This is a genomic window from Streptomyces sp. NPDC038280 (genome assembly GCF_055600045.1).
Genome location: NZ_JBVJYZ010000006.1, coordinates 96,022 through 120,393, shown reverse-complemented (window position 1 = coordinate 120,393; position 24,372 = coordinate 96,022). Strand labels below are relative to the sequence as shown.

21 protein-coding genes are annotated in these 24,372 nt (G+C 70.9%); 13 read left to right on the top strand and 8 right to left on the bottom strand.

Annotated elements, in window-relative coordinates:
* Window positions 1-33: 33 nt before the first annotated feature.
* Both ACZ7J0_RS15365 and ACZ7J0_RS15360 read right to left on the bottom strand, forming a co-directional pair.
* The gene (locus ACZ7J0_RS15365) at window positions 34-1,215 is read right to left on the bottom strand and encodes a conjugal transfer protein (protein ID WP_470887514.1); all 1,182 of its coding nucleotides are present in this window, start codon (window positions 1,213-1,215) and stop codon (window positions 34-36) included.
* 227 nt (window positions 1,216-1,442) lie between these two features.
* The gene (locus ACZ7J0_RS15360) at window positions 1,443-2,291 is read right to left on the bottom strand and encodes a hypothetical protein (protein ID WP_470887513.1); all 849 of its coding nucleotides are present in this window, start codon (window positions 2,289-2,291) and stop codon (window positions 1,443-1,445) included.
* Window positions 2,292-2,732: 441 nt separating this feature from the next.
* On the opposite strand from ACZ7J0_RS15360, the gene ACZ7J0_RS15355 reads away from it, so the two are divergent.
* From ACZ7J0_RS15355 to ACZ7J0_RS15300, 12 genes are all read left to right on the top strand, one after another.
* Window positions 2,733-3,320 (top strand): hypothetical protein, encoded by a 588-nt coding sequence (locus ACZ7J0_RS15355; RefSeq protein WP_470887512.1) that lies wholly within the window; start codon window positions 2,733-2,735, stop codon window positions 3,318-3,320.
* Window positions 3,314-4,258: a hypothetical protein gene (locus ACZ7J0_RS15350; RefSeq protein ID WP_470887511.1), complete on the top strand. Its 945-nt coding sequence runs from the start codon at window positions 3,314-3,316 to the stop codon at window positions 4,256-4,258. The genes ACZ7J0_RS15355 and ACZ7J0_RS15350 overlap by 7 nt, the downstream gene beginning before the upstream one ends.
* Before the next feature lie 42 nt (window positions 4,259-4,300).
* Window positions 4,301-4,990, top strand: coding sequence for an SAF domain-containing protein (locus ACZ7J0_RS15345; protein WP_470887510.1), 690 nt, complete (start codon window positions 4,301-4,303; stop codon window positions 4,988-4,990).
* The gene (locus ACZ7J0_RS15340; protein ID WP_470887509.1) at window positions 4,990-5,826 is read left to right on the top strand and encodes a hypothetical protein; all 837 of its coding nucleotides are present in this window, start codon (window positions 4,990-4,992) and stop codon (window positions 5,824-5,826) included. Before ACZ7J0_RS15345 ends, ACZ7J0_RS15340 begins: the two co-directional genes overlap by 1 nt.
* Window positions 5,816-7,339 carry a CpaF family protein gene (locus tag ACZ7J0_RS15335; protein ID WP_470887508.1) on the top strand — a complete coding sequence of 508 codons (1,524 nt, stop codon included), beginning with the start codon at window positions 5,816-5,818 and terminating at the stop codon, window positions 7,337-7,339. The genes ACZ7J0_RS15340 and ACZ7J0_RS15335 overlap by 11 nt, the downstream gene beginning before the upstream one ends.
* Window positions 7,336-8,247, top strand: a complete 912-nt coding sequence (locus ACZ7J0_RS15330) for a type II secretion system F family protein (protein WP_470887507.1) — start codon at window positions 7,336-7,338, stop codon at window positions 8,245-8,247. The genes ACZ7J0_RS15335 and ACZ7J0_RS15330 overlap by 4 nt, the downstream gene beginning before the upstream one ends.
* Entirely contained in the window at window positions 8,244-9,128 is an 885-nt protein-coding gene (locus tag ACZ7J0_RS15325) for a hypothetical protein (protein ID WP_470887506.1), read from the top strand. Before ACZ7J0_RS15330 ends, ACZ7J0_RS15325 begins: the two co-directional genes overlap by 4 nt.
* Before the next feature lie 78 nt (window positions 9,129-9,206).
* On the top strand, window positions 9,207-9,425 hold the full coding sequence (locus ACZ7J0_RS15320; protein WP_470887505.1) for a hypothetical protein: 219 nt from the start codon (window positions 9,207-9,209) through the stop codon (window positions 9,423-9,425).
* A 17-nt stretch (window positions 9,426-9,442) separates the two neighbouring features.
* On the top strand, window positions 9,443-9,832 hold the full coding sequence (locus ACZ7J0_RS15315; RefSeq protein WP_470887503.1) for a TadE/TadG family type IV pilus assembly protein: 390 nt from the start codon (window positions 9,443-9,445) through the stop codon (window positions 9,830-9,832).
* Window positions 9,833-10,255 (top strand): TadE/TadG family type IV pilus assembly protein, encoded by a 423-nt coding sequence (locus ACZ7J0_RS15310; protein ID WP_470887501.1) that lies wholly within the window; start codon window positions 9,833-9,835, stop codon window positions 10,253-10,255. It abuts the gene before it with no gap.
* Window positions 10,255-10,680, top strand: a complete 426-nt coding sequence (locus ACZ7J0_RS15305) for a hypothetical protein (protein ID WP_470887499.1) — start codon at window positions 10,255-10,257, stop codon at window positions 10,678-10,680. The genes ACZ7J0_RS15310 and ACZ7J0_RS15305 overlap by 1 nt, the downstream gene beginning before the upstream one ends.
* 5 nt (window positions 10,681-10,685) lie before the next feature.
* Window positions 10,686-13,895, top strand: coding sequence for a BTAD domain-containing putative transcriptional regulator (locus ACZ7J0_RS15300; RefSeq protein ID WP_470887498.1), 3,210 nt, complete (start codon window positions 10,686-10,688; stop codon window positions 13,893-13,895).
* Between the two features lie 197 nt (window positions 13,896-14,092).
* Here the strand turns inward: ACZ7J0_RS15300 and ACZ7J0_RS15295 are convergent, their stop codons facing one another.
* On the bottom strand, window positions 14,093-15,778 hold the full coding sequence (locus tag ACZ7J0_RS15295) for a bifunctional 3'-5' exonuclease/DNA polymerase (RefSeq protein ID WP_470887496.1): 1,686 nt from the start codon (window positions 15,776-15,778) through the stop codon (window positions 14,093-14,095).
* Window positions 15,779-15,915: 137 nt separating this feature from the next.
* On the bottom strand, window positions 15,916-17,238 hold the full coding sequence (locus ACZ7J0_RS15290; protein ID WP_470887494.1) for a helix-turn-helix transcriptional regulator: 1,323 nt from the start codon (window positions 17,236-17,238) through the stop codon (window positions 15,916-15,918).
* 329 nt (window positions 17,239-17,567) lie between these two features.
* Between ACZ7J0_RS15290 and ACZ7J0_RS15285 the strand changes: the two genes are divergently transcribed.
* Window positions 17,568-18,479, top strand: coding sequence for an NADP-dependent oxidoreductase (locus tag ACZ7J0_RS15285; protein WP_470887492.1), 912 nt, complete (start codon window positions 17,568-17,570; stop codon window positions 18,477-18,479).
* 132 nt (window positions 18,480-18,611) lie between these two features.
* Here the strand turns inward: ACZ7J0_RS15285 and ACZ7J0_RS15280 are convergent, their stop codons facing one another.
* From ACZ7J0_RS15280 to ACZ7J0_RS15265, 4 genes are all read right to left on the bottom strand, one after another.
* Window positions 18,612-19,169: a sugar O-acetyltransferase gene (locus ACZ7J0_RS15280; RefSeq protein ID WP_470887490.1), complete on the bottom strand. Its 558-nt coding sequence runs from the start codon at window positions 19,167-19,169 to the stop codon at window positions 18,612-18,614.
* Window positions 19,170-19,192: 23 nt separating this feature from the next.
* A complete protein-coding gene (locus tag ACZ7J0_RS15275) occupies window positions 19,193-21,316 on the bottom strand; it encodes an ABC transporter permease (RefSeq protein ID WP_470887488.1) in 2,124 nt (707 codons plus the stop codon).
* Window positions 21,310-22,035, bottom strand: a complete 726-nt coding sequence (locus ACZ7J0_RS15270) for an ABC transporter ATP-binding protein (RefSeq protein ID WP_470887486.1) — start codon at window positions 22,033-22,035, stop codon at window positions 21,310-21,312. The genes ACZ7J0_RS15275 and ACZ7J0_RS15270 overlap by 7 nt, the downstream gene beginning before the upstream one ends.
* Before the next feature lie 128 nt (window positions 22,036-22,163).
* A complete protein-coding gene (locus tag ACZ7J0_RS15265) occupies window positions 22,164-24,341 on the bottom strand; it encodes an FG-GAP repeat domain-containing protein (protein WP_470887484.1) in 2,178 nt (725 codons plus the stop codon).
* Window positions 24,342-24,372 lie beyond the last annotated feature (31 nt).

Sequence of the window (24,372 nt, the reverse complement as noted above, 5' to 3'; positions counted from 1 at the left end):
GTAAATCCCCTCGTGTAATGAGCTGTTGGGCGGTCATTCCCCGGCGGAGGCCGACGGGGAAGCTGGGTCCGGCGACTGTGCGGTACTCGGCGCGGCCGAGGCGCTGTCGGGTGTGGGACCGGTCTGGTCGGGGGAGAGAGCGGGCGCGACGTCGAACGCCGCGACCTCCCACCGGCCGTCCCGAGTGCTCAGAGTGAGCGCGTAGTTGAGCGTGTAGTCCTGGCCACCGACCGTGGCGCTCACGGTCGCCAGCACACGGCGCCGCGTGCCGTCCGCCGGGACGGAGGGCGTGTCCGGGGTCTTCGCCTCTTCCTGATCGTCCTGGAGGCCGGTGACAAGGGTCGTGGTGTACGGGGCCGGGACGATCGGCGCGACCTGGAGACCGGGGGAGACGTAACGGCTGAGTTCCCCCTGACCGGTGAGGTAGGCGGCGATGAAGCGGCTGACCGTGTCGCCCACCGGGCCGTTGAGGCTCGAGTTGGTGTCCGTGCCGTAGTCGAGGTCCCCATGGCTCGCCGAGCTGGGAGCGTTGACCTCGGCGGGCAGCGAGGTCGCCGCGTAGAGCGCCTGGCCGCCACCGGGCTTGGCGGTGCCTCCCGCCGCCGGTGTCCCGGAGACCTGGACTCCGACGCGGAAGTAGTGCACTCCCTTGTCGACGGCCTTGCCCTTGTCGGCCTTCGCCGAGACGCGCGCCGCGACCGTCACGGCCCAGTAGCCGTCGCCAACCTGCTGTGCCGCGACGGTGACCAGATGCGTCGCGGTCCGCGAATTGGGCTCGTTGGCAAGCGTCACGTGCTGCGCGTAGTACGGCTCGAGGGTCTCCTCCGTGCCTTCGCCGGCCGAGAGGTACGTGGCCACGTACAGCTCGGCGAAGCCCGCCGGGCCGGTGGGCGAGGGCGCGGCGGCCTTCGCCGCGCCCGAGGCGTGCTGTGCGGGAGCCCGGGAGCCGGCCATGACCACCGCGAGGAGACCGAGGCCGGGCCCCGCCAACAGCAGAACCCAGATACCGATGGTGGCGAGTCTGGTGAAGCCGGCCAGCTTGGCGGTGCTCTGCTGCCAGCCGGTGACCGCCTCGTCCAGTTCACCGCCCTCGTGGATCTCGTCGTGCCCCTGCGGCGCCACCGCGTCCTGGCGCGTCGTCCGGGTGCTTGCGCGGCCCCTGCGTGCCTGGTCCTTGTCCTGCTTCTTGCTCATGAGCTTCCGGTCGCGCTTCATCGCATGCCTCCCTGAGCGATCCACAGCACCGGGCGCCCGAGATCGACGACGCGTCGTACGCTCTCGTCCAGGGACGTGGTGGGGGTGGCGGTCAAGGGACCCTCCGAGCCTTTCGAGTGACTGTCATATGAGTGAGGAATGGGACTCCTCCTGAGGAAGGTGCGTCGGACGGTGCTGGTGTGACGCCCAACAAGCTCAGATCTTGCGTGAGTTGTGTCACTGAGCCGTCACCTTGCTGTCGCGAACCTGTCAGAGGCGGCGTGCGTCAGCCGGCGGACGGCGCGGCTGCGGCGCTGGCGTTGGCTGGCTCCCGCCCGGCCCAGCGGGTCGGGTTTGATCGCGTCCCGCACCGGGCTGTCGCGGTAGTAACTGGTGATGAGGCGCGCGTCGTCCACGCTCAAGGCGCCGGTGTCCAGGGCCCAGACGAGTAGTTCCACGAGCTCCGCGCGGGCATCCCACCCAGCCATGCGACCCGGCTCGTCGTCGGCCAACAGCCGGTACTCGCCCGCCTGCGCGAGCAGCATGGCCAATTCCGCCTGCGAAGCGGGGCATGCGTCGGTGGCGGAGAGGCCGGCGGCGACGGCGATGTCCAGGGGGACGACGCTTGGCTCCGAGCCGATCAGGCGGTGCGTCAGGCGCAGGGTCTCCAGGGCGAGGTTCGCGGCGATGCGCTCTGCGCGCTGCTCAACCGGGTAGGTCCGGATCACTTCGTACAGTGCGCCGACCGTCAGGGAGACCGTCTCCTCCCAGTCGTGCCCGGGGCGCAGCTGGCTGCGCGCGATGCGTATGGCTTTGGGCAGCATCGCCTGGACGATCACACGTGCGGCGATCTGCGCCTGCGCGCCGCCAACGACCGCTGAGCGCAGCGGAGGCAGGAGAAAACGGTCCTGCTCGATGCGGGTGCGGCAGGCGCCCAAGGCTTTGAGGACGTCCTGCGGTACGGCGAGCCCTTCCTCGCCGTACCAGTCACGAACGGCGAGCCGTGCGGTCTCGTCCTGCTGCAGACGCTCCCACTCGGCGTTCAGCCGCCCGACCAGCCCGTTGTTCTTTCGGATGTGGACGGTACTGCTGTACACGGTGATCCCCCTGTGGCTTGCTGTGGAACGCGACAACAGTTCCACTCCCCCCTTGTCCGCTCCCGGGACTGGCGGCGACGGTTGCCGGTCCAGGGGTAAAGCGGTTCCGGACCGTACGCCGGCCAAGATCTTGTCCGATCAACACGTCGGTGTCACACGGTTATTCGAACTGACGTCTTACCCTAGGTTGGGGGTCGAGCGTCGGGTATGTCCGGCAGCCGGCCCGCCCAAATGTCCGCGCGTGACGGAGTGCGGGTGTGACACCGTGGCCCGAGTGGCACTGATCGTGCATGTCTGACCTTGCCTCAACTCTGACGTCGGGCTGCCTCGTTGTGACCGCAGGAGTACACGGTTGTGACAGAACAAGACAGCAGTGGTGTCTGATTCTGATGCAGAATGACGGCAGGTCACATGCCGGATGTGGAAGAAGTGTTACGTCACATGACCAAGGGGGGTCTGATGAGGTACGGGGAGAACACTGTCCGCAGAGTCGGTGCTGGAGTGGCCGCGGCCACGCTCCTCCTCATCGCGGGCTGCGGCTCGTCAGGTGAGGACAAGCCTGAGCCGCCCAAGGCGAGTGCGGATCAGGGCGACGCGCAGAAGCAGAGGGCCGGCGCGCAGGCGAAGGCGCTGGCCGCATACCGCGGTATGTGGGACGCCCAGGTGGAGGCCTACACCTCGGGGAGCATGAAGAACGCGCGGCTCAGCGACTACACGACCGGCGAGGCGGCCAAGAGCATCATCACCGGCTTCACCTACTACAGCGAGCGAGGTCTTGCCTACAAAGGCAAGCCCCAGATCGCGCCGAAGGTGACCGCGGTCGACGTCGCGTCCGATCCCCACACGGCGACCATCAGCGACTGTGTCGACATGACGGGCGTCGTGGTCAAGCGGGCGACGGGCAAGCCCGTTCCGGTGGGCAAGGACGACGCCCGACGCCCCTGGACCGCCAAGGCCACCACCGCAAAGGCGGGCGGCGCCGAATGGCGCATCACGGACTACACGATCGACAAGGACAGGACATGCTGAGCGGAAGACGCCTGATACGCGCGTCCCTCGTGCTCCTGGCCGCCGGCGGGCTGATGTTCGGCGGAACGAACGCGGCCCTGGCCGACGGTCCGGTCACGTGCCCGCCCGAGGTCCAGGTCTGCGACGTGGAGGCCGAGGACCCGGGCAAGCCTGGGAATGGCGGCTCGGGGGGCTCGGGAGGTGGGTCCGGCGGCGGCGAATCGAGCGCGTGCCGACGGGCGAACGGAGAGAAGATCCCCTGTTACGTTCCTGGGCTCGGCTTCTGGAGCGCGCAGTGCTACTGGCAGCTCCTGCAGCCCCAGCCGCCCGCTGACGCCTTGGTCTGGGGCGGCAACGACCCGAGCAAGGGTGACATCTATCGGCCCACGTCCTGCCCGGACTTCGACTACGTCGGAGCAGGCACGTTCATCCCCCGGGACACCTTCTTTCCCGACGGCAAGTTCAACGGGGTCCCGACCGTCACCCCGGAGGAACTCGCCGAGCGCGCCGTCGCGCGGATGACGCTGAAGGGCCCTGCCATCAGCATCGTGCCCGAACCCGGAAAGACGGGGCTGGTCGGACTTCCGGTATGGATGTGGAACCGCACGGGTGAGGAAACCACCGGGCCCCAGGTCGTTACCGCTTCCGCAGGCAGCGTGACCGTGACCGCGACCGCCAAGGTCGACAAGGTCGTCTGGAGCATGGGTGACGGGAGTTCTGTCACCTGCACCAAGCCCGGGACGCCGTACAAGGCCAGTTACGGCAAACGAGAGTCGCCGGACTGCGGTCACGTCTACAGCCGCACGTCCAAGGGCAAGGCCGGCAACAAATACAAGATCACCGCGACCGCCACATGGACCATCCACTGGGAGGGCGGCGGCGAGAGCGGAGAGCTGACCCAGACCCGGGTGTCCAACACCGAGATCGCTGTCGGTGAGCTCCAGGTCGTCGGTGAGTAGTCAGCGCGCGCTGAATGGCAACACATCTGCTGGAGGCAGGAATTGACCAGGACGAAGACCGCCACCCCGCCCGTGCAGGGTGCGACCGGCGGCTCCGCCCCTACGCCCGTGGCGCCGCCGCGCGCTCTGAAGCAGCGACGGCGCCGGCCGGCTCTCATCGCGCTGTCGCTCGCGCTGACCGCGGCCGGTGGTCTCTCGGGCGCACTGCTGTTCACCGCGACCGGGGAGCGGACGCAGGTGCTGGCGATCAGCCAGAATGTGCAGGCCGGTGACGTGATCGAGGACGCCGACCTCACCGAGGCGTCCATCTCGCTCGACCCGGTGCTCAAGCCGGTGAAGGCGACGTCCAGGGACAGCGTCGTGGGCAAGCGTGCCGCGGTCGCGTTGACCGCGGGTTCCCTGCTCTCCGCCGATCAGGTAACGGACAAGTCACTGCTGCGCGAGGGGGACATGCTTGTCGGTGTCTCCGTCAAGCCGTCGCAACGGCCCACCTCCGGGCTGACCCCCGGTCGCAAGGTGCTCGTCGTCAGCACGCCGGGACAGGACGAGGCGGTGCCCTCGTCCCCGCCCAAGACCATCCCGGCCACGGTCGTGTCGGTGGGCAAGGCGAGTGACGCGACAGGCGTTGTCACGGTCGACGTGGCGGTTCCCTCGACCGACGGTCCGGCGCTGGCGGCGCGTGCCGCCACTGGCCGGGTCGCCATTGTCGTGGAGAACGGGAGCGGTTCCTGATGTCAGTGATCGCTCTCGCCGGTACCACCGGCGCTCCCGGGGTCACCAGCACAGCACTCGCGCTGCTGCTGGCCTGGCCCTTGGAGCACGGGCGGCGGCTGATCCTCGCCGAGTGCGACCCGGACGGCGGAGCCGTGCTGGCGGGTGCCCTCCAGGGGCGGATGGATTCGCGCTACGGGCTGCGTAACCTGGCCGTCGCGTCGCGCAAGGACCAGCTGGTCGAGGCGTTCTGGCGGCAGCTCGTCGACCTCTCCGAAGACGAAAGCAGTACACGGCTGCTCCTTCCCGGAATAACCAACCCGGCACAGGCCGCTGGTCTTGATCCCGCGTGGTCGAGCCTCGCGGAGCTCTTCGTCAGAATCGAGAACCACGACCACGACGTCCTGGTCGACCTCGGGCGCAGGGGTGCGTTCGGGGCCTCCTCCGTCCTGGTCAAGAAGGCCGATGTCGTGGTGCTGGTGGTGCGCAACACGCTGCGCGGCATTCAGAGCGCGCAGGTGCGTGCGGAGGCGCTGCGCAAGGAACTGGACGGACCGGGCGGCACCGGTGGCGACGCGCTGGCCGTGGTCGTGATCGAAAGTGGCCCGTACAAGCCGGGTGAAGTGGAACGGGTTCTTCACGCTCCTGTACTGGGGACGCTGCCATGGCGGCCGAAGCAGGCCGAAGTGCTTTCCGACGGGGCCGACGGGGGCAGCCGCTTCGAACGCTCGGAGCTGATGCGCGCGGCCCGCTCGCTCACCGGCCCGTTGCGCCAGCGCGTGCTGCTCCGACGCGACCGGCTCGCGCCCCGTTCGCAGGCACCATACGGAGGAGGGGAGCTGGCTGATGCGCGCTAATCCCCTGCATCCGGATCCCGACGTCCGCCCTGAGGCGGCCGCTGCCGAGCGGACCGTGATCCCCGGGCGGTTCGGTCCTCCGACGGCCGTGACGTACGGGCCCACAGGTGCTTCCGCCCCTCGTGCGCTCGGTGAGAACGCGCTTCCCCAGGTCACGGTGGATCACCGGGTCGCCGGCGAGATCAAGAGGCGCGTCGCCGACCGGCTCGCGCAGGAGATCAAGTCCGCGGGACGGATGAATCAGGAATCTCAGGCTCAGCGGGGCCGTGCCCTGATCAACGAGGCCGTCGCAGTATGGTCGGATGCCATCGCCGTCGAGCGTGGCGTGAGCACCACCAAGGCCGAGGACACTGCCCTCGCCGCCGCCGTCTACGACATGCTCTTCAGGGCCGGTCGCCTTCAGCCGTACCTTGACGACGACCGGGTCGAGAACATCCTCATCAACGGTTATGACGAGGTGTGGCTCGACTACGGCGACAGCCACCGGGTCCGTGCTGCCCCCGTCGCGGAATCCGACGAGGAACTCCAGGAGATGCTCAGGGACCTGGCCCGGCGCAACGGCCAGAGTGAGCGCACCCTGTCCACAGCCGACCCGTTCCTCGCGTTGCGGCTCGCGGACGGATCACGGCTTCAGGCCGTCACCGGGGTGACGCCGAAGACCTTCGTGACCATTCGCAGGCACCGCGTCAAGGACGTGGATCTGGCGGGCATGGTCCAGCTCGGGGCCATCGACGAGACCCTGGCGGCGTTCCTCTCCGCCGCCGTGCGCGCCGAGAAGAACATCATGATCACTGGCGAGCAGGCGGTGGGTAAGACCTCTCTGCTGCGTGCTTTGCTCAAGGAGATCGACCCGGACGAGCGATTCGCCACCATCGAGACGGAATTCGAACTCTTCGCGCACACCAATGGATTCCACCGGCAGGTCGTGCCGATGGAATCCCGTGAGTCCAACGGCGAGCGCGGTGTGGACGGTCGCAGCGCCGGCGAGATCACCCTCCTCGATCTCATCCACCGGGCACTGCGCATGTCGCTGTCCCGCGTAGTGGTCGGCGAGGTCCGGGGCCAGGAGATCGTGGCCATGATGCAGGCGATGACGAACGGCAAGGGCGGCAATCTCTGCACCATCCACGCCCGCCGTCCTGAAATCGTCTTCGACCGGATCGCCGAGTTGTACCTCCTGGCGCAGGAGAACATGACCGAGCAACTCGCCTATCGCCAGGCCGCCAACGGCCTCGATTTCATCGTCTTCGTGTCCATGCGCGACGAGACCCGGGTCCAGGGCAAGCGCCACCGGTTCGTCTCGCACGTACTGGAGGTGACGGGCATGGGTGAGAACGGCCGACCGGCCACCAACAGGATCTTCGCTCCGGCGCCCGGTGAACCGAGGGCCGTGCCCCACATGCACCCGTCGTGCCTGGAGGACCTCGTTCGAGTCGGCTTCCCCGGCTACCTCCTCGACAATCCGCGCGGCTCCTGGCAGCGCCCGCTGGACCTTCGTGTGATGGCCGGATGAACACCATTGTGCTGTGGGTGCTCGCTGGGCTCGCCACCACGGGAGGCCTGGTGGGCGTGGTGACCGGAGTCGTCGGGACGACCGCCCCGCCGACCACGAGGCGATTCGTACGGGGCAAGGTCAGTCCCGTGGATCTGGAGGCGTCCATGTGGCGCCGGACCCGCTGGGCCGCCGCGGCCGTCGTAGGCCTCGGCATATGGCTGATCAGTGGCGTGTTCGTCGGCGGCGGCCTCGCCGGGCTCGCTGTCGTCGGTGTGCCGTGGCTGCTGTCCCCGACGAAGAACGCCACCGTACGCATCGACAAGCTCGAGGCGCTCGGCGAGTGGACCCAGCGCCTGGCCGATGTGCTGCGCCTCGGCATGGGCCTGGAACAGGCGATGATCGCCAGCCGTCGGGGCGCGCCCACCGAGCTGGAACAGGAAGTCGCCGACCTGGCCGACCGGTTGCAGGTCGGCTGGCGGCCCGCCGAGGCGTTGGAATCCTTCGCGGACGCACTTGACGACGTCACCGCCGACAAGGTCCTGGCGGCCCTCATCCTGTGCGCCTCGGACCGCGGACCGGGGCTCGCCCAGGCACTCGAAGACCTCTCCGAGGCCCTGCGGGAAGAGGTGGGCAAGCGCAGGCAGATCGAGGCCGACCGGGCAAAGCCGCGTACGACAGTGCGGTGGATGACGATCATCACCTTGGGCGTGGTGGCGGCCGGCTTCCTCATCCCCAGCTACACGGCTCCGTACGGCACCCTCCTCGGGCAGCTTGTGCTGGGCCTGCTGGCCGCAGGGTTCGCGGGTGTCCTGGTGTGGATGCGCTCGCTGGCCGACCACAAGCCGGTGCCCAGGTTCCTGATCGCAGACCCACGCAGCCGCGTCAAGATCGCGCAACTGCCAGAAACGCCCCAGGAGGTCTCGTGATCCCGCCTGCCGCGATCTTCGCCGGCCTCGCCGTCGGCGGGGGTGTCGCCCTGCTCGTACGCGAACTGGTCCGGCCGCAGCCGGATCTGGCCTCCTCGCTGCGCCGTCTGAACGCCGCGCCAGAGGAGGAGCGCGCCGCTTCGGCCTCCCGCGACGATGTGTGGGGCGAGTGGCTGCTGAAGAATCTGCAGGGCCTTCCCGGCGTCACCATTCCGCGCAAGGACCTGGCACTCGTCGGACAGTCGGCCGAGCGGTTCCTGCTGCTCAAGTCCGCACTGGCCGGCTTCGGGCTGCTGATTCCGCCGCTGCTCGTGGGCGCGTGGACGCTGATGGGCCTGAGCGTGCCGTTCTACATCCCGGCGGCCGTGGGGCTCGGTCTGGGAGCGCTGCTGTGGTTCATTCCCGATCTGTCCGTGCGGGACCAGGCGAGGAGGGCCCGCGAGGAGTTCTCCCACGCCGTCGCGGCATACCTCGATCTGGTCGCACTCAAGCGAGCAGCCGACTCGGGCCCCACCGAAGCGCTGGAGCGGGCCGCGGCGATCGGCAAGGGCTGGGCCTTCTCCAGGCTCCAGGAAGCAATGCTCAGGGCGCGGGTCGACAAGATCCCACCGTGGGAGGCTCTGGTGCAGCTGACCGAAGAGCTCGACCTGCCGGTCCTGGAGGACGTCGCCGAGATCATGCGGATGTCCGCGCACGACGGTGCGGCGGTCTACACGACACTTCGGGCACGGGCCAAGTCGCTCCGCATCGAACTGCTCTCCAAGCAGGCGACCGAAGCGAACGAGAACAGCGAGAAGATGACCGCCCCCGGCGCGTTGCTCGCGGTGCTCGTGATGTTGCTTGTCGCCTTTCCCGCCGTGGTCAACATCCTGACCACCTGACCCGGTGCAGCCGGCGTGACCAACCAACCAACAGATATGACGCAACGAAAGTACAAGGGGGCTGTCTTCACTATGGACATGTTCAACAAGCTGGCGATCCGGACCAACGCATCCCTGGCCATGGTTCTGAGTGTGCTGACGGAGCGCATCGAGCGTGGTACGCGGAATCCCGAGCGCGGCGACATCAGCATCACCACGGTCATCATCTGGGTCGCGGCCGTCGCCGGCGCCCTGCTGATCGCCGGGACCATCGGTGTGATCGTCGCGAGGTACAACGGCCAGCTGGCAGGCATCTAGTGCGTCGCCCCCGTTCCGTGCGCCGGGCCCCGGACGACCGCGGCGACTCGTCGATCCAGATGGCGATCGTCTTTCCGTTCGTCATCCTGCTGACGATCGCCGTGGTGCAGGTGTCCATGTGGTACTACGCGCGCAACGTGGCTCTCACCGCAGCACGGGAGGGGGTGGCCACCGCCCGGATCTACGAGTCGGATCCGGGCGCCGGCGCGGCCCGTGCCCGAGCCGTGCTCAGCCGTATCGCCGGCAACAACCTGCAGGGTTCGTCGGTGTCGACGGCCGGCAGCGACGGCGAGCGCATTCGCATCCAGGTGTCCGGTACCGCACCGTCGATGCTGCCGGGGGTTCCGGGCCTGACCATTACACAGAGCGCGTCCGGACCGGTGGAGCGCTGGACGGCCGGGGGATAGGTGAACTGGGACGACCGGGGCAGTGAGGCGATCCAGGCAGCGATCGTCACCCCATTGATGATCATGTTTCTGTGCATGGCGCTCGCGGCCGGCCGTGTGGTGACCTCGGGCAGCAAGCTGGACGCCGCTGCCGAGGACGCCGCACGCGAGGCGTCGATCGCGCGCACCGCCGCCTCGGCCCAGGCCAATGCCTACGCAGCCGCAACGGAGACGCTGTCCGACCAGGGCATCCGCTGCGCCAATACCGGCGTCTCCGTGGACGCCTCAGGTCTGAACGCCCCGCTCGGCTCGGTCGGTACGGTCACGGTGACCGTGCGTTGCACCGTGCCGCTGTCCGATCTGCTGCTGCCCGGAGCACCGGGCAGCCATACCCTCAGTTCAACCTTCACCTCGGCGGTTGACGCATTCCGGGAGCGCAACTGATGCGTACCTACGACGACCGCGGCGGAATAGCCGTCTACAGCGCCATCCTCACTGTGGCGTTGCTCGCCATCATCGGGATCGTCGTCGATGGTGGCGGAAAGCTACGCGCCACAGAGCGGGCCGATGCCATCGCGATGGAAGCCGCGAGGGCGGGTGGTCAAGCCATCGATCCCGGCAAGGCCATCCCCGGCGAGGCAGTGGTCGTCGATCCGGAGGGTGCACGCGCTGCCGCTCTCACCTACCTTTCCACCGCCGGCGTCGGCGGCTCGGTGAGGGTCTCCGGTGACGGTAAGACGCTTGCCGTACGCGTGAACACCACCTACTCCACTCGTTTCCTGAGTGTGGTCGGCATTGGCTCCATGGGCGTCACCGGAGAGGGGCAGGCCACCTTGCTCCACGGTGTTGTCGCCCCGGAAGGAACGTGATCTCCGTGCGAAGACTGCGAAATCTCCTGCGGGCCGTTCTGAGCCTGGCGGTACTGGTCGCCCTGCTCTTCGGCCTGCCCATGCTTCTGTGGTGGGCCAGTGGGCTCGTCGTGGAAAGCGGTCTCGACGACTTGGCGCATCTGTTCTCCCGCCAGGACACGGGCGGGGCCTTCCTCCTGCTTCTTGCCGGTGTCGGGTGGATCGGCTGGGCAGCCTTCGCGTTCTCCGTACTGCTGGAGATTCCCGCCCAGTTGCGCGGTCGGACGGCCCGGCGCCTCAGCGGCCTCGGCATGAGTCAGCGGGCCGCTGCGTCACTGATCGGCGGCATTCTGGTGCTGCTTCCGACGGCCGGGGCGGCCTTCGCGGCGCCGGCGGTCGCACCCAGCTCCGTGTCCCAGCCGCACGCCAAGGCCCATGACTCCGAGTCGGCGAGCACGCTGCAGGACAGGAGCGCGAGGAGCGAGGATCAGAGGCAGAGCTACACGGTGCGGGACGTCCGGCCCGCGGAGAGCCTGTGGAGCATCGCCGAGAGCGTGTTGGGCGACGGCAGCCGATGGCAGGAGATCGCCGCACTCAACGAAGGGCGGGTGATGATTGACGGCACTGTCTTCCACGCCCAGACGTTCATCCAGCCCGGCTGGAAGCTCCGTATGCCCGGCGGCACCACCACGGGGACCACCGGCGGCATGACGACGGTGCGTCCCGGAGACAGCCTGGTATCCATCTCGGACCGCGAACTGGGTGATCCCGCTCGCTACGGCGAGATCTTCGATCTGAACCGGGGCGCTGCTCAGCCGGACGGAGGCACGTTCACCGACCCCGACGTCATCGTCCCTGGGCAGAAACTGCGCCTGCCCGCAGATACCCCCGAGGCCGGGGACAAGCCTGGCGTCGCGCCGGAGAAGCCGGGCAAGCCGGAGACGCCGAGCAAGCCGGAGACGCCGGCCAAGCCGGAGACGCCGAGCAAGCCGGAGACGCCGAGCAAGCCGTCCAAGCCCGCTGAGCACGAGAAGCCGGGCAAGCCGGAGGCCCCCGGCGACCGGGGTGACGCCGGTGGCGCAGGGCCGGCCCAGAGCGTGCCCCCGACGGAGACCGCGCGTCCGTCGCAGACCGCCCGGCCCACTCCGCAGCCGACGGAGACGTCCCGCCCCTCGGAAACCGCACGGCCCCACGAAAGCGCTGAGCCGTCGGAGACGTCACCGCAGGAGAGCCAGAAGCCCGCCGCCGTGGCCGAGGACGAAGAAGAGGGCGTGACCCTCCGAACCGTGGCAGGTGTCGGGGCACTGCTCGCCGCAGGCGTGCTCGGCATACTCGGTGCCCGGCGCATCACGCAGCAGCGTCGGCGCCGGCCCCGTCGCCGGATTACGCTGCCGGAGGGTGAGGCGGCCGGCCTGGAGCGCGATCTGCGCCTGACCGCCGCGGACGCGCCCGAGGGCCTTGAGTTGCTGGACCGCGCGCTGCGCACACTCGCCGTCGGACAGGCTGATGCCGGGTCCGAGCTGCCGCCCCTGATGGCCGCGGTCATCACGCCGGAAGGGACCGCTCTCCACCTCTCCGCTCCGGATCCCGCGCTATCTCCCTTCGTCCCAGTGACTGGTGGAGACGGCATCTGGTGGTGCCCGAAGGGCACGGACGCCCTCCTCCCGGCCGAGGAGGTGTCCCGGGCAGCGCTGCCTTACCCGGCGTTGGTCAGCCTCGGTACGAGTACCGAAGGCCACCCGGTGCTGGTGGACCTCGAGCGCATCGGCATGCTGCGGCTCGACGGTGCCGAGGGTGACGTCCGGGACGTACTCCTGGCCCTGGCGGTCGAGCTGGCCTCCGACTCCTTCCACGCCGAGCACACCGTCCGGCTTGTCGGCTTTGGGCGGGAGCTGAAAGCAGCGTTCCCCGGCCGTGTCGTCCACCATGCGACGGTCGCCGCGGCAGTCGCCGCAGTGCGTGCGCATGACGAGGCCCAGCGCCGCGCCCTTGTGCAGTCCGGTGCCGAGAGCCTGCCTGAGGCGCGGCTGCACGGTGCCGGTGCGGACGCGTGGGCGCCACAGATCGTGCTGTGCTCCCTACCTCTCGGGGAAGCGGATGAGGACGCCATGGACCTCCTCGACCTGGTGGCGGCGCAGCCCCGTACCGCGCTGGCCGCTGTGACGAGCGCCGCTGACGCCTTCGTCCTTCCCGGTGCGTGGACCGTGCCGACGGAACCCGGAGTCCTGGCCGAGATCCCCGGCTGCGACCTGGAGGTCGAGCTCCAGCGTCTCGAACCTGCCCGTTACAAGAGCCTGTTGAAGCTCCTGGAGGTCGCCGACCGGACGACGGACGAACCGACGCCGACCTGGGCCAGACGCGAGGACCCTCGCGTGGCCCTCGCTGTGTCGGTGGTCCCGGACATGGAAACGACCCAGGAGTCCGAGCCGGGCGAAGAGTCGGCGAGCGTCCCCGTCGCCGAGGTGATCGCAACACCGCCGCCTGCCCCGGCCATGCCGTACGTGCGGGTGCTCGGTCAGGTCGAACTGGTGGGCGCGCAAGGCCCGGTGGAACCGAACCGCCGCGGCCGGCTCACCGAGATCGCCGCATGGCTCGTCCTGAACCCGGGCTTGGAGCACCAGGCCCTCGATGAGGCGATCTGGCCCGGACGCCCGGTTGGACACTCGCTGCGCAACTCCAATATGAGCAAGCTGCGTGCGTGGGTGGGCGGGCAGTCGTACCTCCCGTTCGTCACGGACGGCCGCTATGCCTTCGCATCACCCGTACGGTGCGACTGGTGGGACTTTCAGGAGCTCTACCGGCAAGGTATGCACGCCACCGGCGAGGCAGCCGACACGGCTCTCGCGAAGGCCCTGGCACTGGTCCGTGGCTGCCCGTTCGCCGAGACGAATCCGCGCCACTACATCTGGGCGGACGCCCTCTTCCACGACATGCTCTCCGCCATCGTGGATGTGGCTCACGAACTCGCGACCCGCCGTCTCGCGGCGCACGACCACGCCGGCGCCCTCGCGGCGGCCAGCCAGGGGCTGGCCGCTTCGCCGGAGAGCGAGTTGCTCTGCCGCGATCTCTTCCGTGCCTATGCGGCGGAGGGCGACCGTTCGGCCATCATCGAGGCCGCGGACAAGCTCAACCGTCTCAACGAGGAGCTGGGCACGGACGCCGAGGACGAGACCATCGATCTGCTCCGTGAACTGCTGACGACCATCCCGGACATGGAGAGCAGCTCGGCCGCCTGAGCGAACAGGGGCCGCCGACGCGGTGGGGTAGCACCATCGCCCGGGTCGGAGCCCGGAGTGGCTGAAGGCCGGGAAGTAGCAGCGCCTGCGAGGGGAGTGGGCCGCGCCGCGTGCGCCGCCCACTCCGCCTCCCGTGCCCCCTTCGCCTCGGAGTGCCACTCCGACCCGGGCGCGAAGTGGGCCGCGCCATCGGGCGCTCACTTCGCGTCGGAGTACCGCTCCACCGTCGCCGTCGTGAACGGGAACCTCACCGGCGTCTGCCCGAAGGCGATCCGCCCGGCCTCGTCGCCCGCCGCGCGGATCGCTTCCGTGACCGCCTCCGCCTCCTCCGCCGGGCAGTGCACGATCACCTCGTCGTGCTGGAAGAACACCAGCTCCGCCCGCATCCCCGCGGTCGCCCGGCGCAGCGCGGCCAGCATAAGCAGCGCCCAGTCGGCGGCGCTTCCCTGCACCACGAAGTTACGGGTGAATCGGCCACGCGCCCGGGCGTTCGCCGACGCGTAGCCCGGGGTGAACGCGCCGTCCCCGGCGGCCGGTTCGTCGCTCTCCTGCGGGATGCCCGCCTCGTCGGCGTCGCCCGCACCTGCCGCCCGCGGGCTCGTCCGCCCCAGCCAGGTCCGCACGAGCCGGCCCTCCTCGCCGGCTTTCGCCGCCTCGTCGACGTAGGCCACGGCCAGGGGGAAGCGGCGGCGCAGTGCCGCCAGGTTCTTCAGGCCGTCTCCGCTCGTCTGGCCGTAGATCGCGCCGAGCAGCGCGAGCTTGGCGTGGGCCCGGTCACCGGAGAACGCCCGGTCGGACAGGCGCGTGTAGAGGTCGTCGGGGTGACCCGCGACGTCCATCAGGCCCGGATCGCGGGAGATCGCCGCCAGGACGCGGGGCTCCATCTGATCGGCGTCCGCCACCACCAGCCGCCAGCCCTCGTCGGCGACGACGGCCCCGCGTATGACCTTCGGGATCTGAAGCGCCCCACCGCCGTTCGTCGTCCAGCGCCCGGACACCGTGCCTCCCGGCAGGTACTCGGGGCGGAAGCGGCCGTCCCGCACCCAGTCCTGGAGCCAGCTCCAGCCGTGGGCCGTCCAGATCCGGTACAGCTTCTTGTAGGCGATCAGGGGTTCCACGGCCGGATGGTCGAGCTCCTCCAACTCCCAGCGGCGGGTGGACTTCACCCGGATTCCGGCCTGCGCGAACGCCTTCACCACATCCGACGGGAGATCCGGGCGGACCCTGCGCCCGAACGCCGCCGACACCTCGTCCGCCAGCTCCGCCAGGCGGCGTGGCTCGCCCCCGCCCGCGTACCGCTCGCCCAGCAGTTCGTGCAGCATCGCCCGGTGGACGTCCGCGCGCCAGGGGAGCCCGGCCCTGTTCATCTCGGCGGCAACCAGCATCCCGGCCGACTCGGCAGCGGTGAGCAGCCGCATCCTGCCGGGGTGCTCGGCGGCCTCGTGTCTTCGCTGCTGCTCCGCGTACACCTCGAGGAGGGCCTCGAAGGGCATGGTCGTCGGCTGCGGTTCGAAGAGCGAGGACTGCGAGCCCGGCTCGGCGGCGCGCTGCGGAGGGTCGGGCGGTACGGGGGCGTTCCGCAGCCGTGCCCAGGCCGCGGCCGCCGACCGGGGCTCCCCGAGCCGTCCCTCGTGGCCGAGCAGCAGCAGCTCCGCGTCCTCGATGTCGTAGCACCGCTCGACCGTGACCCCGGCGGCCAGCAGCCGGGGGTAGATCTCGCCGGTGGACCGCCACACCCAGCGGGCGACGCCGGGGCGGGACCGGACGGCCTCCACGAGGTCCGGTTCGTGGAGGACGGGGCCGGAGGGCAGACCGCCGGGGCCGAGGGGGACGAGCAGTGCCCCGTCCCCCTCCGCAGCGGCCAGAGCCCACCTTTCGCCCATGGGTGCGAGTGTGGCATCCGGCACTGACAAAGGGGGATGACCAGGCCGGGAGGCATGCGGGCCGGCAAGCCGGTGGGCGCCCGGGGCCGTTCACCGAAGGGACCCGGGGGCGGTCTTCGGGATCTCGCGGGGCTGACCTAGGCCGCCGCGTGGAACAGCGCCGCCGCCTCGCCCCGGGAGCCGACACCCAGCTTCGTCAGGATCTTCGCCACATGGAACTTCACCGTCGACTCGCTGATGTGCAGCTCCTGCGCGATCACCCGGTTGCGATGACCGAGCGCGAGGTGGGCCAGTACTTCCAGTTCCCGCGCGCCCAGGGAACCGAGCGGATCGATGGCGGTCGCGGCCGGCGCGTCGGGTGTGGCCAGGGGGACGACAGCGGTGACCGTCGTGCCCCAGCCGGGCACCGCGTCGATGTCGAGCCGGCCGCCCAGGACCGCCAGCCGGTCCGCGATCCGCGTCGGGCCGAGACCGCAGTAACTCACTCCGCCCGGCCCGTCGTCCCGCACGGTCACGCGCAGCTCCTGCTCGGTGACCTGCCACCCCACGTGGACGCGGCTCACCGGCTCCTGCTCCAGGACCGCGAGGACCAGCTCGCGGGCGATCACCCGCCCCGCGTGCACCACGTCCGCGGCGACCCTGCGGGTCGAGTCCGGCGCGCCCAGCTCCAGCCGTACGGGGCTGTGGCGCAGGAGTGGACGCAGGGAGTCCGCGAGCCGGGCGAAGGCCTCGTCGACGCGCTCCTCGGCGATGGTGCGGTCCCGTTCCACTTCCGCCCGCAGCTCGATCATCGAGGACACGGCGAGCTCGGTGGCGGTCGAGCGGGCGGCCGCGTCGTCCAGGCCGCGGCTGCGCAGGATGCCGAGGAGGCCGGCCAGAGTGGCCGAATACCGGGCGCTCAGCTCGGCGGTGACCCGGGCGCGGGTGTCCGCCGCGGCTCGCGAGCGGGCCAGCGCCCCGGGGGCCGCCTCGGCCGCCAGCCGGTCGAAGTGGCTGGTCACCAGCGACCAGAGGATCTGGACGACGGCGAGGACGGAGTCCTCGACGGGGGCGGCGCCCTCGTCGAGGACGAGCACCAGGAGCGCGCCCCTCGGGGTCGCGTCGGTCGCGACCGCGACGACGGGCCGCTGGGCGCCGGCGATCTTGACCGTGCCCTGCCAGGGCTCTCCGGGGACACCGGACAGGAACAGCGGCTCCAGGTCGGCCGTGCTGATCCGGGCCACGTACTCCTCGTCGCCGACGGTCTTGAACGGCGAGTGGGCGCAGTGGGTGGAGAGTTCGGCGGCGGCCCGGTGCGGCACCAGGTCGGCGAGGGTCGCCGAGAGCCGGGGCAGGATCTGTCCCAGCGGCTGCCGGATGATGTCGTAGCCGGCGGCGAGCGCGGTGACCGTCGCGTCCCCCGGAGCGAGCGCGGTGACGGGACCGGTCGCGGAGGCGGGCGAGGCCGCGGCAGCGCTCATGGCCGATGGGGCGGGGGCCGCCGCGAGGGCCGGCGTACGAGGTGCCTGGGGAGAGTCCGGCGGGACCGAGGCGTGCGGAGCCGGCGCGCGGGACGCGCAAGACACAGGGGACGCGGGGGCGGCCGTGGGCAGGGTCGCGACGGTTCCGATCAGCTCCATGCGGCCAGCCTAACCAGGACTGTCCCCACCCCGACTGGCCTTTCGGCCAGGTCACACTGGACCAAAGACTGGCCGGTTCACTGGTCGATCCGCACGACGCTTGAGCCATCGAAGAGCCCTCAACAGGGCCTGGACAAGCACCAACCAGACGTCACAGCGGGGAGACCGACATGGAAGCGATCGTTTACGACGAGTTCGGCGGCACGGAGGTACTGCGCCACGAGCAGGCCGAGAAGCCGCAGCCGGCAGCCGGTGAGGTCCGGGTCAAGGTGGTGGCCGTGGGCGTCAACCCGCTGGACTACAAGCGGCGCAACGGCTGGGTCGAGGAGTTCTATCCGTCGACGTTCCCCATGATCCCGGGCCTGGAGTTCGCCGGAACCGTGGACGCCGTCGGCGAGGGCGTCACCCGGGTCGCCGTCGGCGACGAGGTCCTGGGCTGGACCAGGACCGGCGCCTACGCCGAGTACGCCATCGCCGGTGACATCGTCCACAAGCCCGCGGGGCTGTCCTGGGAGCGGGCCGCGTCCCTTCCGGTGGCCGGCGAGACCGCCCAGCGCGTCCTCGATCTGCTGCGGGTGAAGGAGGGCGAGACGCTGCTGGTGCACGGCGCGGCGGGCGTGGTCGGATCGGTCGCCGTGCAGCTCGCGGTGGCCGCGGGGATCACCGTCGTCGGCACGGCCTCGCTCCCCAACCACGACTACCTGCGCTCGCTGGGGGCGGTCCCGGTCGAGTACGGGGACGGGGTCGCCGAACGGATCAGGGCCGCCGCGCCCCAGGGGGTGGACGCGGTGTTCGACACCGCCGGCCAGGGCGTCCTGCCGCTCTCCATCGAGCTGGCGGGCTCCGCCGAGCGCGTCGTCACCATCGCCGACCCCGACGCCGCCGCGCACGGAGTCGTCTTCTCCGGCGGCGCCACGGACCCGGCCGCGGTCGTCACGGGTCTGGCCGAGCACGCCCGGCTGGCAGCCGAGGGCCGACTGGACGTCCGGATCGCGGAGTTCTTCGAACTGGCGGACGCGGCCAAGGCACAGGAGCTGAGCGAGTCCGGACACGCGCGCGGCAAGCTGATCATCCAGCCCTGATGGACCTGACGGCGGTCCTGACGATCCTGGTGGCCCTGACGGCGGTCCTGACGCTCCTGGTCGCCCTGATGGTCCTGGGCGGAGGGTGGCGCCCCACGGGGGTGGGCGCCACATCTCCTCCCGCCCCCTGGATCAGCCCAGGGCCCGCACGACTCGCGCCGGGTTGCCCACCGCCAGTACGCCTCCGGGCAAATCCTTCGTGACCACGGCGCCGGCGCCCACCACTGTGTTCGGGCCGATCGTCACTCCGGGACAGACGATCACCCCGCCTCCCAGCCAGACGTTGTCCCCGATCGTGATCGGCTCCGCCTTCTCCCAGCCCGCCCGGCGCCGCTCGGCGTCCAGCTCGTGGGTGGGCGTGAGGAGCTGGACGTTCGGGCCGATCTGTACATCGGCTCCGACGGTGATCGGCGCGGCGTCGAGGAAGACGGCGTTGAAGTTCACGAACGTACGGTCTCCGACGGAGATGTACTGGCCGTAGTCGCACTGGAAAGGGGGCCGGATGTGCACGTCCTCGCCCACGGAACCCAGTAACTCGGCGAGGATTCCGGACCGTTCGGCGCGCGGGGCGCCGCCGTCGGCGTTGTACGCGGCGCAGAGCGCGAAGCGCCGTTCGGTGTCCGCCCCCAGCTCGGGGTCGTCCGGCAGGTACCACTCGCCGGCCAGCATCCGCTGCTTGTTCTCACCCATGTCCGTCCTCTCCTGGGACCCTGTCAGCCGCCACGCGTCAGTCGCCACGCCGGCAGCAGCGCCGCCACCATCGCGATCAGCGCGCAGGCGCCTGCCGCCGCGCCCACCATGGACCATGGCACCACCGGAGTCACCGGGGCGGACAGCGAGGCGAGAGCCGTGGCCAGGCCCGTGAGGTTGACGGCCGCGACCGCCGCTCCGAGTACGGCCCCGATCGCGACCGCGAGCAGCGATTCGCCTGCCACGACACGCAGGATCTGCGCCCGGGTCGCGCCCGTCAGCCGGAGCGTGGCCAGCTCTCCGCCACGCGACGAGGTCGCCATGAGCAGGGTGTTGGCCAGACCGATCGCCGTGTAGAGGAGGGCGATGCCCAGCACGACGATCAGACCGAGTCGGGTCTTCGGGCTGGTGCGGGTGTGGGTGGTGGCGGCCCACTCGTCGGCGGTGCGCACCTCGCCACCGGTGGCACGCAGCGCTTCCGCCGTGGCCCCTGCCCGCCCTTCCCGGCGCGCCTCCCCCGGAGACCCGTCGGTGCGGACGTCGATCCGGTCGACGGTCGCCCCGCCGGCGTTGGCCGCGGTGACGTACGCGCCGTTGCTGCCCGTTCCGGTCGCCAGAACGGCGACGATCCGCAGGGAGACCGGGCGTCCGTCGCCGAGCCACACGTCCACTCGCTCGCCGACGCCGTGCCGTTCCCACTCCTCGTTGACGACGATCGACCGATCGTCGAGATCGCGTACGTCTCCCGCCACCACCGGCAACCGTGCGATGTCCGAGAAGGCGGCCGGGTCGGCGACCGCGCGGGCGTCCGACCGGACGAAGGCGCTGCCCTCCTCGCGCACGTAGACCGCGGTGGACGCGGTCGCGGAAACCGTGGCAGCCGGAAGCCGCGGGGCCCGCAACCCGCTTCCCGTCACGATGAAGTGAGCCGCCGTCTGTTCCCGTGCCTCGGTCGCCTTGGCCTCCTTCACGGTGGCGGCCGAACCGGGCAGCGAGCCGGCCAGCGCGACCGTGACCAGGACGGGAGCGGCGACGGCGGTGGTACGGCGCAGTGCTGCCGCGGTGTTCTCGCGGACCAGCATCGCGGTGGCGCCGGGCAGCCGCAGGGCGCGTGCCGCCGGCCGTACGAGCAGCGGGGCGAGCAGGGCGACCGCGGTGATCAGGACCATCGGCTGGGTGGTGTACGTCTTGCGTTTCAGCAGGTCGGACGGGTCGGTCGCGAGCGTCCAGAGCAGCAGTCCCGCCCCGGTGAGCAGCAGCGCGATCCCGGCGACGCGGCGGCCGAGGGGGAGGACGCCGCTGTCCACGTCCGCCTCGCGCAGGGCGTCGACGGGCCCGATGAGTCCGGCGCGCCGAGACGCGGCGAACGCGCCCGTGACCGCGACCAACAGGCCGGTCCAGAAGGCCAGATGGAACGGCCAGTGGATCGCGGACCTGATGGCGAACCACTCCGGCGCGGCCTCGCCCTCCACGAGTGCGGCGGCGAGGTGCGGCGCGCCCCACGCGCCGAGTGCGCAGCCGGCCGTGGAGGCGAGGGTGCCGACCCCCGTCGCCTCGGCGAGCAGGAGCCGCCGCACCTGGCCGGGTGTCGCGCCGGCGGTGCGCAGCAGTCCGATCTCGCGGCGGCGCAGGGCGACGGCGAAGGCGAACGTCGAGGCGACGACGAAGACGGAGACGAAGGCGGTGACGCCTCCAGCGGTGCCGAGGAGCGCGTTCACGGTCATGAGCGCTTCGGCGTCCCGCTCCGGTCCGGGGTCGGCGCGGCGTCGTTCGTCGCCAGTGAGGACCTGGGCACGGTCGCGGACGACCTCACGTACGCGCTCGGCGGGGGCGTCGACGCCGACGGCGTCGGACTCTCCGTCCTGGTGGACGGCGCCGAGGGCGCGGAGCTCGCGTACGAGTTCGATATCCACAGGCTGTGGATGGTCGAGCTCGCGGGACAGGCCGTCCGCGGTGATCGTGTCCACGCCTCTGACGACGACGGGCGACGTCGCGAACCGCTGGGGCGCCCGCTCCGGGGCGTCGAACGTGGAGGCCAGCCCGAGCCCCATCGTCGCGAGCAGCCCGACGCCGAGCGCCAGCGCGACGAAGCTTCCGGTGAAGGTGGCCCAGCGGGCCCGCAGGGAGCTCAGTACGAGAGTCAGCACGCCGCACGCTCCAGGCCGGTCATGCGCGCGGCGACCTGTGCGGCGGTGGGGGCGGTCAGCTCGCCGGCGACCCGGCCGTCGACGAGGAAGACGACCCGGTCCGCGTATGACGCGGCCACCGGATCGTGCGTGACCATGATGACGGTCTGGCCGTCGCGGTCCACCAACTCCCGCACCATGACGAGTACGTCCCGGCTGGTCACCGAGTCGAGCGCACCCGTCGGCTCGTCCCCGAACAGCACCGCCGGACGGGTGATCAGCGCCCGTGCGAGCGCCACGCGCTGCTGCTGCCCGCCCGACATCTCCGCGGGCCGGTGTCCGGTCCGCTCGCCGAGGCCCACCCGCTCCAGCGCCGCCCGGACCTGACCGCGGGGCGGGCGCCGGCCGGCCAGCCGCAGCGGCAGCGCGACATTCTGCGCGGCGGTCAGCGAGGGCAGGAGATTGAACGCCTGGAAGACGAACCCGATCCGGTCCCGCCGCAGCAGCGTCAGCCGCCGCTCGCTCAGCCCGCTCAGCTCGACCCCGCCGACCTCCACGGACCCCGAGCTGGGCCGGTCGAGCCCGGCCGCGCACTGCAGCAGGGTCGACTTCCCGGACCCGGAGGGCCCCATGACGGCGGTGAAGGTTCCCGTACGGAAGTCGAGGTCGACACCGTCGAGTGCGTGCACGTCGCGATACGTGCGGTGAACGTGCGTGAGGCGTACGGCTGTTGAGGTCATGCCCCCAGCGAACCGTCTGTCGTCGCGCGGATCACGACCGCTGAGGGGTGTCCCCGGGGTAGGGCCTGCCCTACCCCGGGGACCCTCAGGGTTGTGCCCCAAGGGTCGTGCCCGAGGCCCTGTCCGTGTCAGCGGATGCTGGCGAAGCCCTTCCAGCCGGTGCCTATCCTGGCTCCGGAACCGACCCCGCCGGTGCCGTTTCCGGCGTACCGGTAGAGATCGCCGCTGGTGTGGCGGCCGACGATGTCGTCCTTGCCGTCCCCGGTGAGGTCACCGATCCCCACGACGTCGGTGAAGCTCCCCCAGCCGGTGCCGATCCTGGTGCCGGAGCCGATGGTGCCCTTGCCGGTGCCGTAGTACGCCAGCAGGTTCCCGGAGGCGTCCTTCGCCAGCAGGTCGCCGTGGCGGTCTCGGTTGAGATCGCCGGCGCCGACGACGGTCACCGCCTTCCACCCGGACGCGAGTTTCCCGACATGGCTGAGGCCGCCGTCGATCGTGCCCGAGTACAGGAAGAGATCACCGGTGCTCGTCTGCCGGGCGACCAGGTCCGGGAGGCCGTCACCGGTGAGGTCACCGGAGAAGGCGAAGGAATCGAACCCGCTCCAGCCGGTGGCGATCCTCGCGGCAGGGGTCTGCGGTGTGACGGGCTCACCGCACCGGGGGGTGTACCGGTGCAGCTCCCCGGCCGCGTCGCGCACCAGGGTGTCGTTGCAGCCGTCTCCGTCCAGATCCCCGAAGGGGACGAGTGTCGAGGTCGTCGGCCATGTGCCGCCCTCGACCTTCGCGGACACGACCTTGCTCGCGTTGCCCTTGTAGAGGAGCAGCGCGCCGGAGGGGCTCTGCGCGAAGAGGTCGGGGAAGCCGTCGGCGCCCACGTAGTCGCGGCGCTCGGCCGGCGGCTTCGGGGAACCGGGTGCGGTCAGTCCCGTTCCCGCCGCCCACAGCTGCCCGCCCTGGTTCCACACGGCGGAGGCGTTCCCGTCGGAGGCGGCGGAGACGCGGCCGCCGGCGTAGTGGGAGGCGGCCACGCTGAGGGTCTTCGGCGCGGACCAGGTGCCGGCCGCCAGCGAGGCGGTGACGAACACCTCGCCCGTGAGACCCGGCGCGTTCTGCGCCCAGCCCAGCCTCACGGTCCCGTCGGCGCCGATGACCGCGTCGAACCCGTCCCGTGCGGCGTCCGTCGACAGCGCCCGCGGCGGGGACCACGCGCCGGTGGTGTCGGAGCGGGTCGAGGTGTGGACGCCGTACGGCCCGGAGCCGCCCGCGTCCGACCAGACCAGCGTGACGTCGCCGTTCGGGCCGATCAAGGGGGACGAGGTACGGAAGTCGCGCGTGCGGGTCGCGACGGCCTCGGCGAGCACCCAGTCCCGGTCGGCCGCCTTGCGCCGCGCGGAGATCAGCACCCTTTCCGAGGTGGAGGCCCCGGACTGCTGCCAGGCGACGACGAAGGTGCCGTCACCGGTCACGCCGAGAGTGGCGGAGTGCCCGCCCCGCGCCGGGTCGCCGATCGTCTTAGGGGCGCTCCACGAGCCGCTTCCGGTCTTGTCGGCCGTCTTCACCGATCGTGCGGCGGCGCCGTGTTCGGTCCATGTCGCCGTGGCCGCGCCGTCACGGGCCACCACGGCCTGGGGCTCGGAGACGGTCCCCGTCTCGCCGAACGCGACCCGCGCCGGCTGCGACCAGCTCGCGTCGGTGTGGGCCCGCTCGGCGGCGAGGATCTCGTACCCGGTGCCGTCGCTCGAGTTCCCGTGCCACACCGCCACGGCACGGCCGTTGGCGGTCACCGACAGGCTCAGGTCCTGAATCGGGGTCGCCGTCCCGACGGTCACCGTGGGCGCCCATGAGGTGGCGCCGGGCTTCAGCACCGTGGTGCGGATCTCGCGAAGGACGGAGGTCGCGTCGGGCCGCTCGATCCACATCGCCGTGACCGAGCCGTCGTCCGCGGGGGCCAGTCGGGCGCCGTGGTATTCGGGTACCGCGATATGGCCCAACAGCCGTGAAGGACCCCACGTGGTGCTCTTGGCGGGCCGCACGGCGACCCAGACCTCCTCGTCCGAGGACGGGACGCCGAGCGTCCGGTACCACAGCGCGACCGTGTCCCCGTTGGCCATGGTCGCGACATCGGCCAGTTGGCTGAACTTCTCGGTACCGGTCAGGGCCGTCGGCGTGCTCCACGGACCGGCGTCCGCGGCCGCGGCGACCGAGGCCGTGGCCAGTACCGTCGCGGCCGCGGTACCCGCGCCGACGCCCGCAAGAGCCAGCGCGGGTACCAGCGCGGCTGTCACCAACCCCCTGCGGTGCAACACGAGTTCCCCCTTATGCACACGTGCCTGCGCA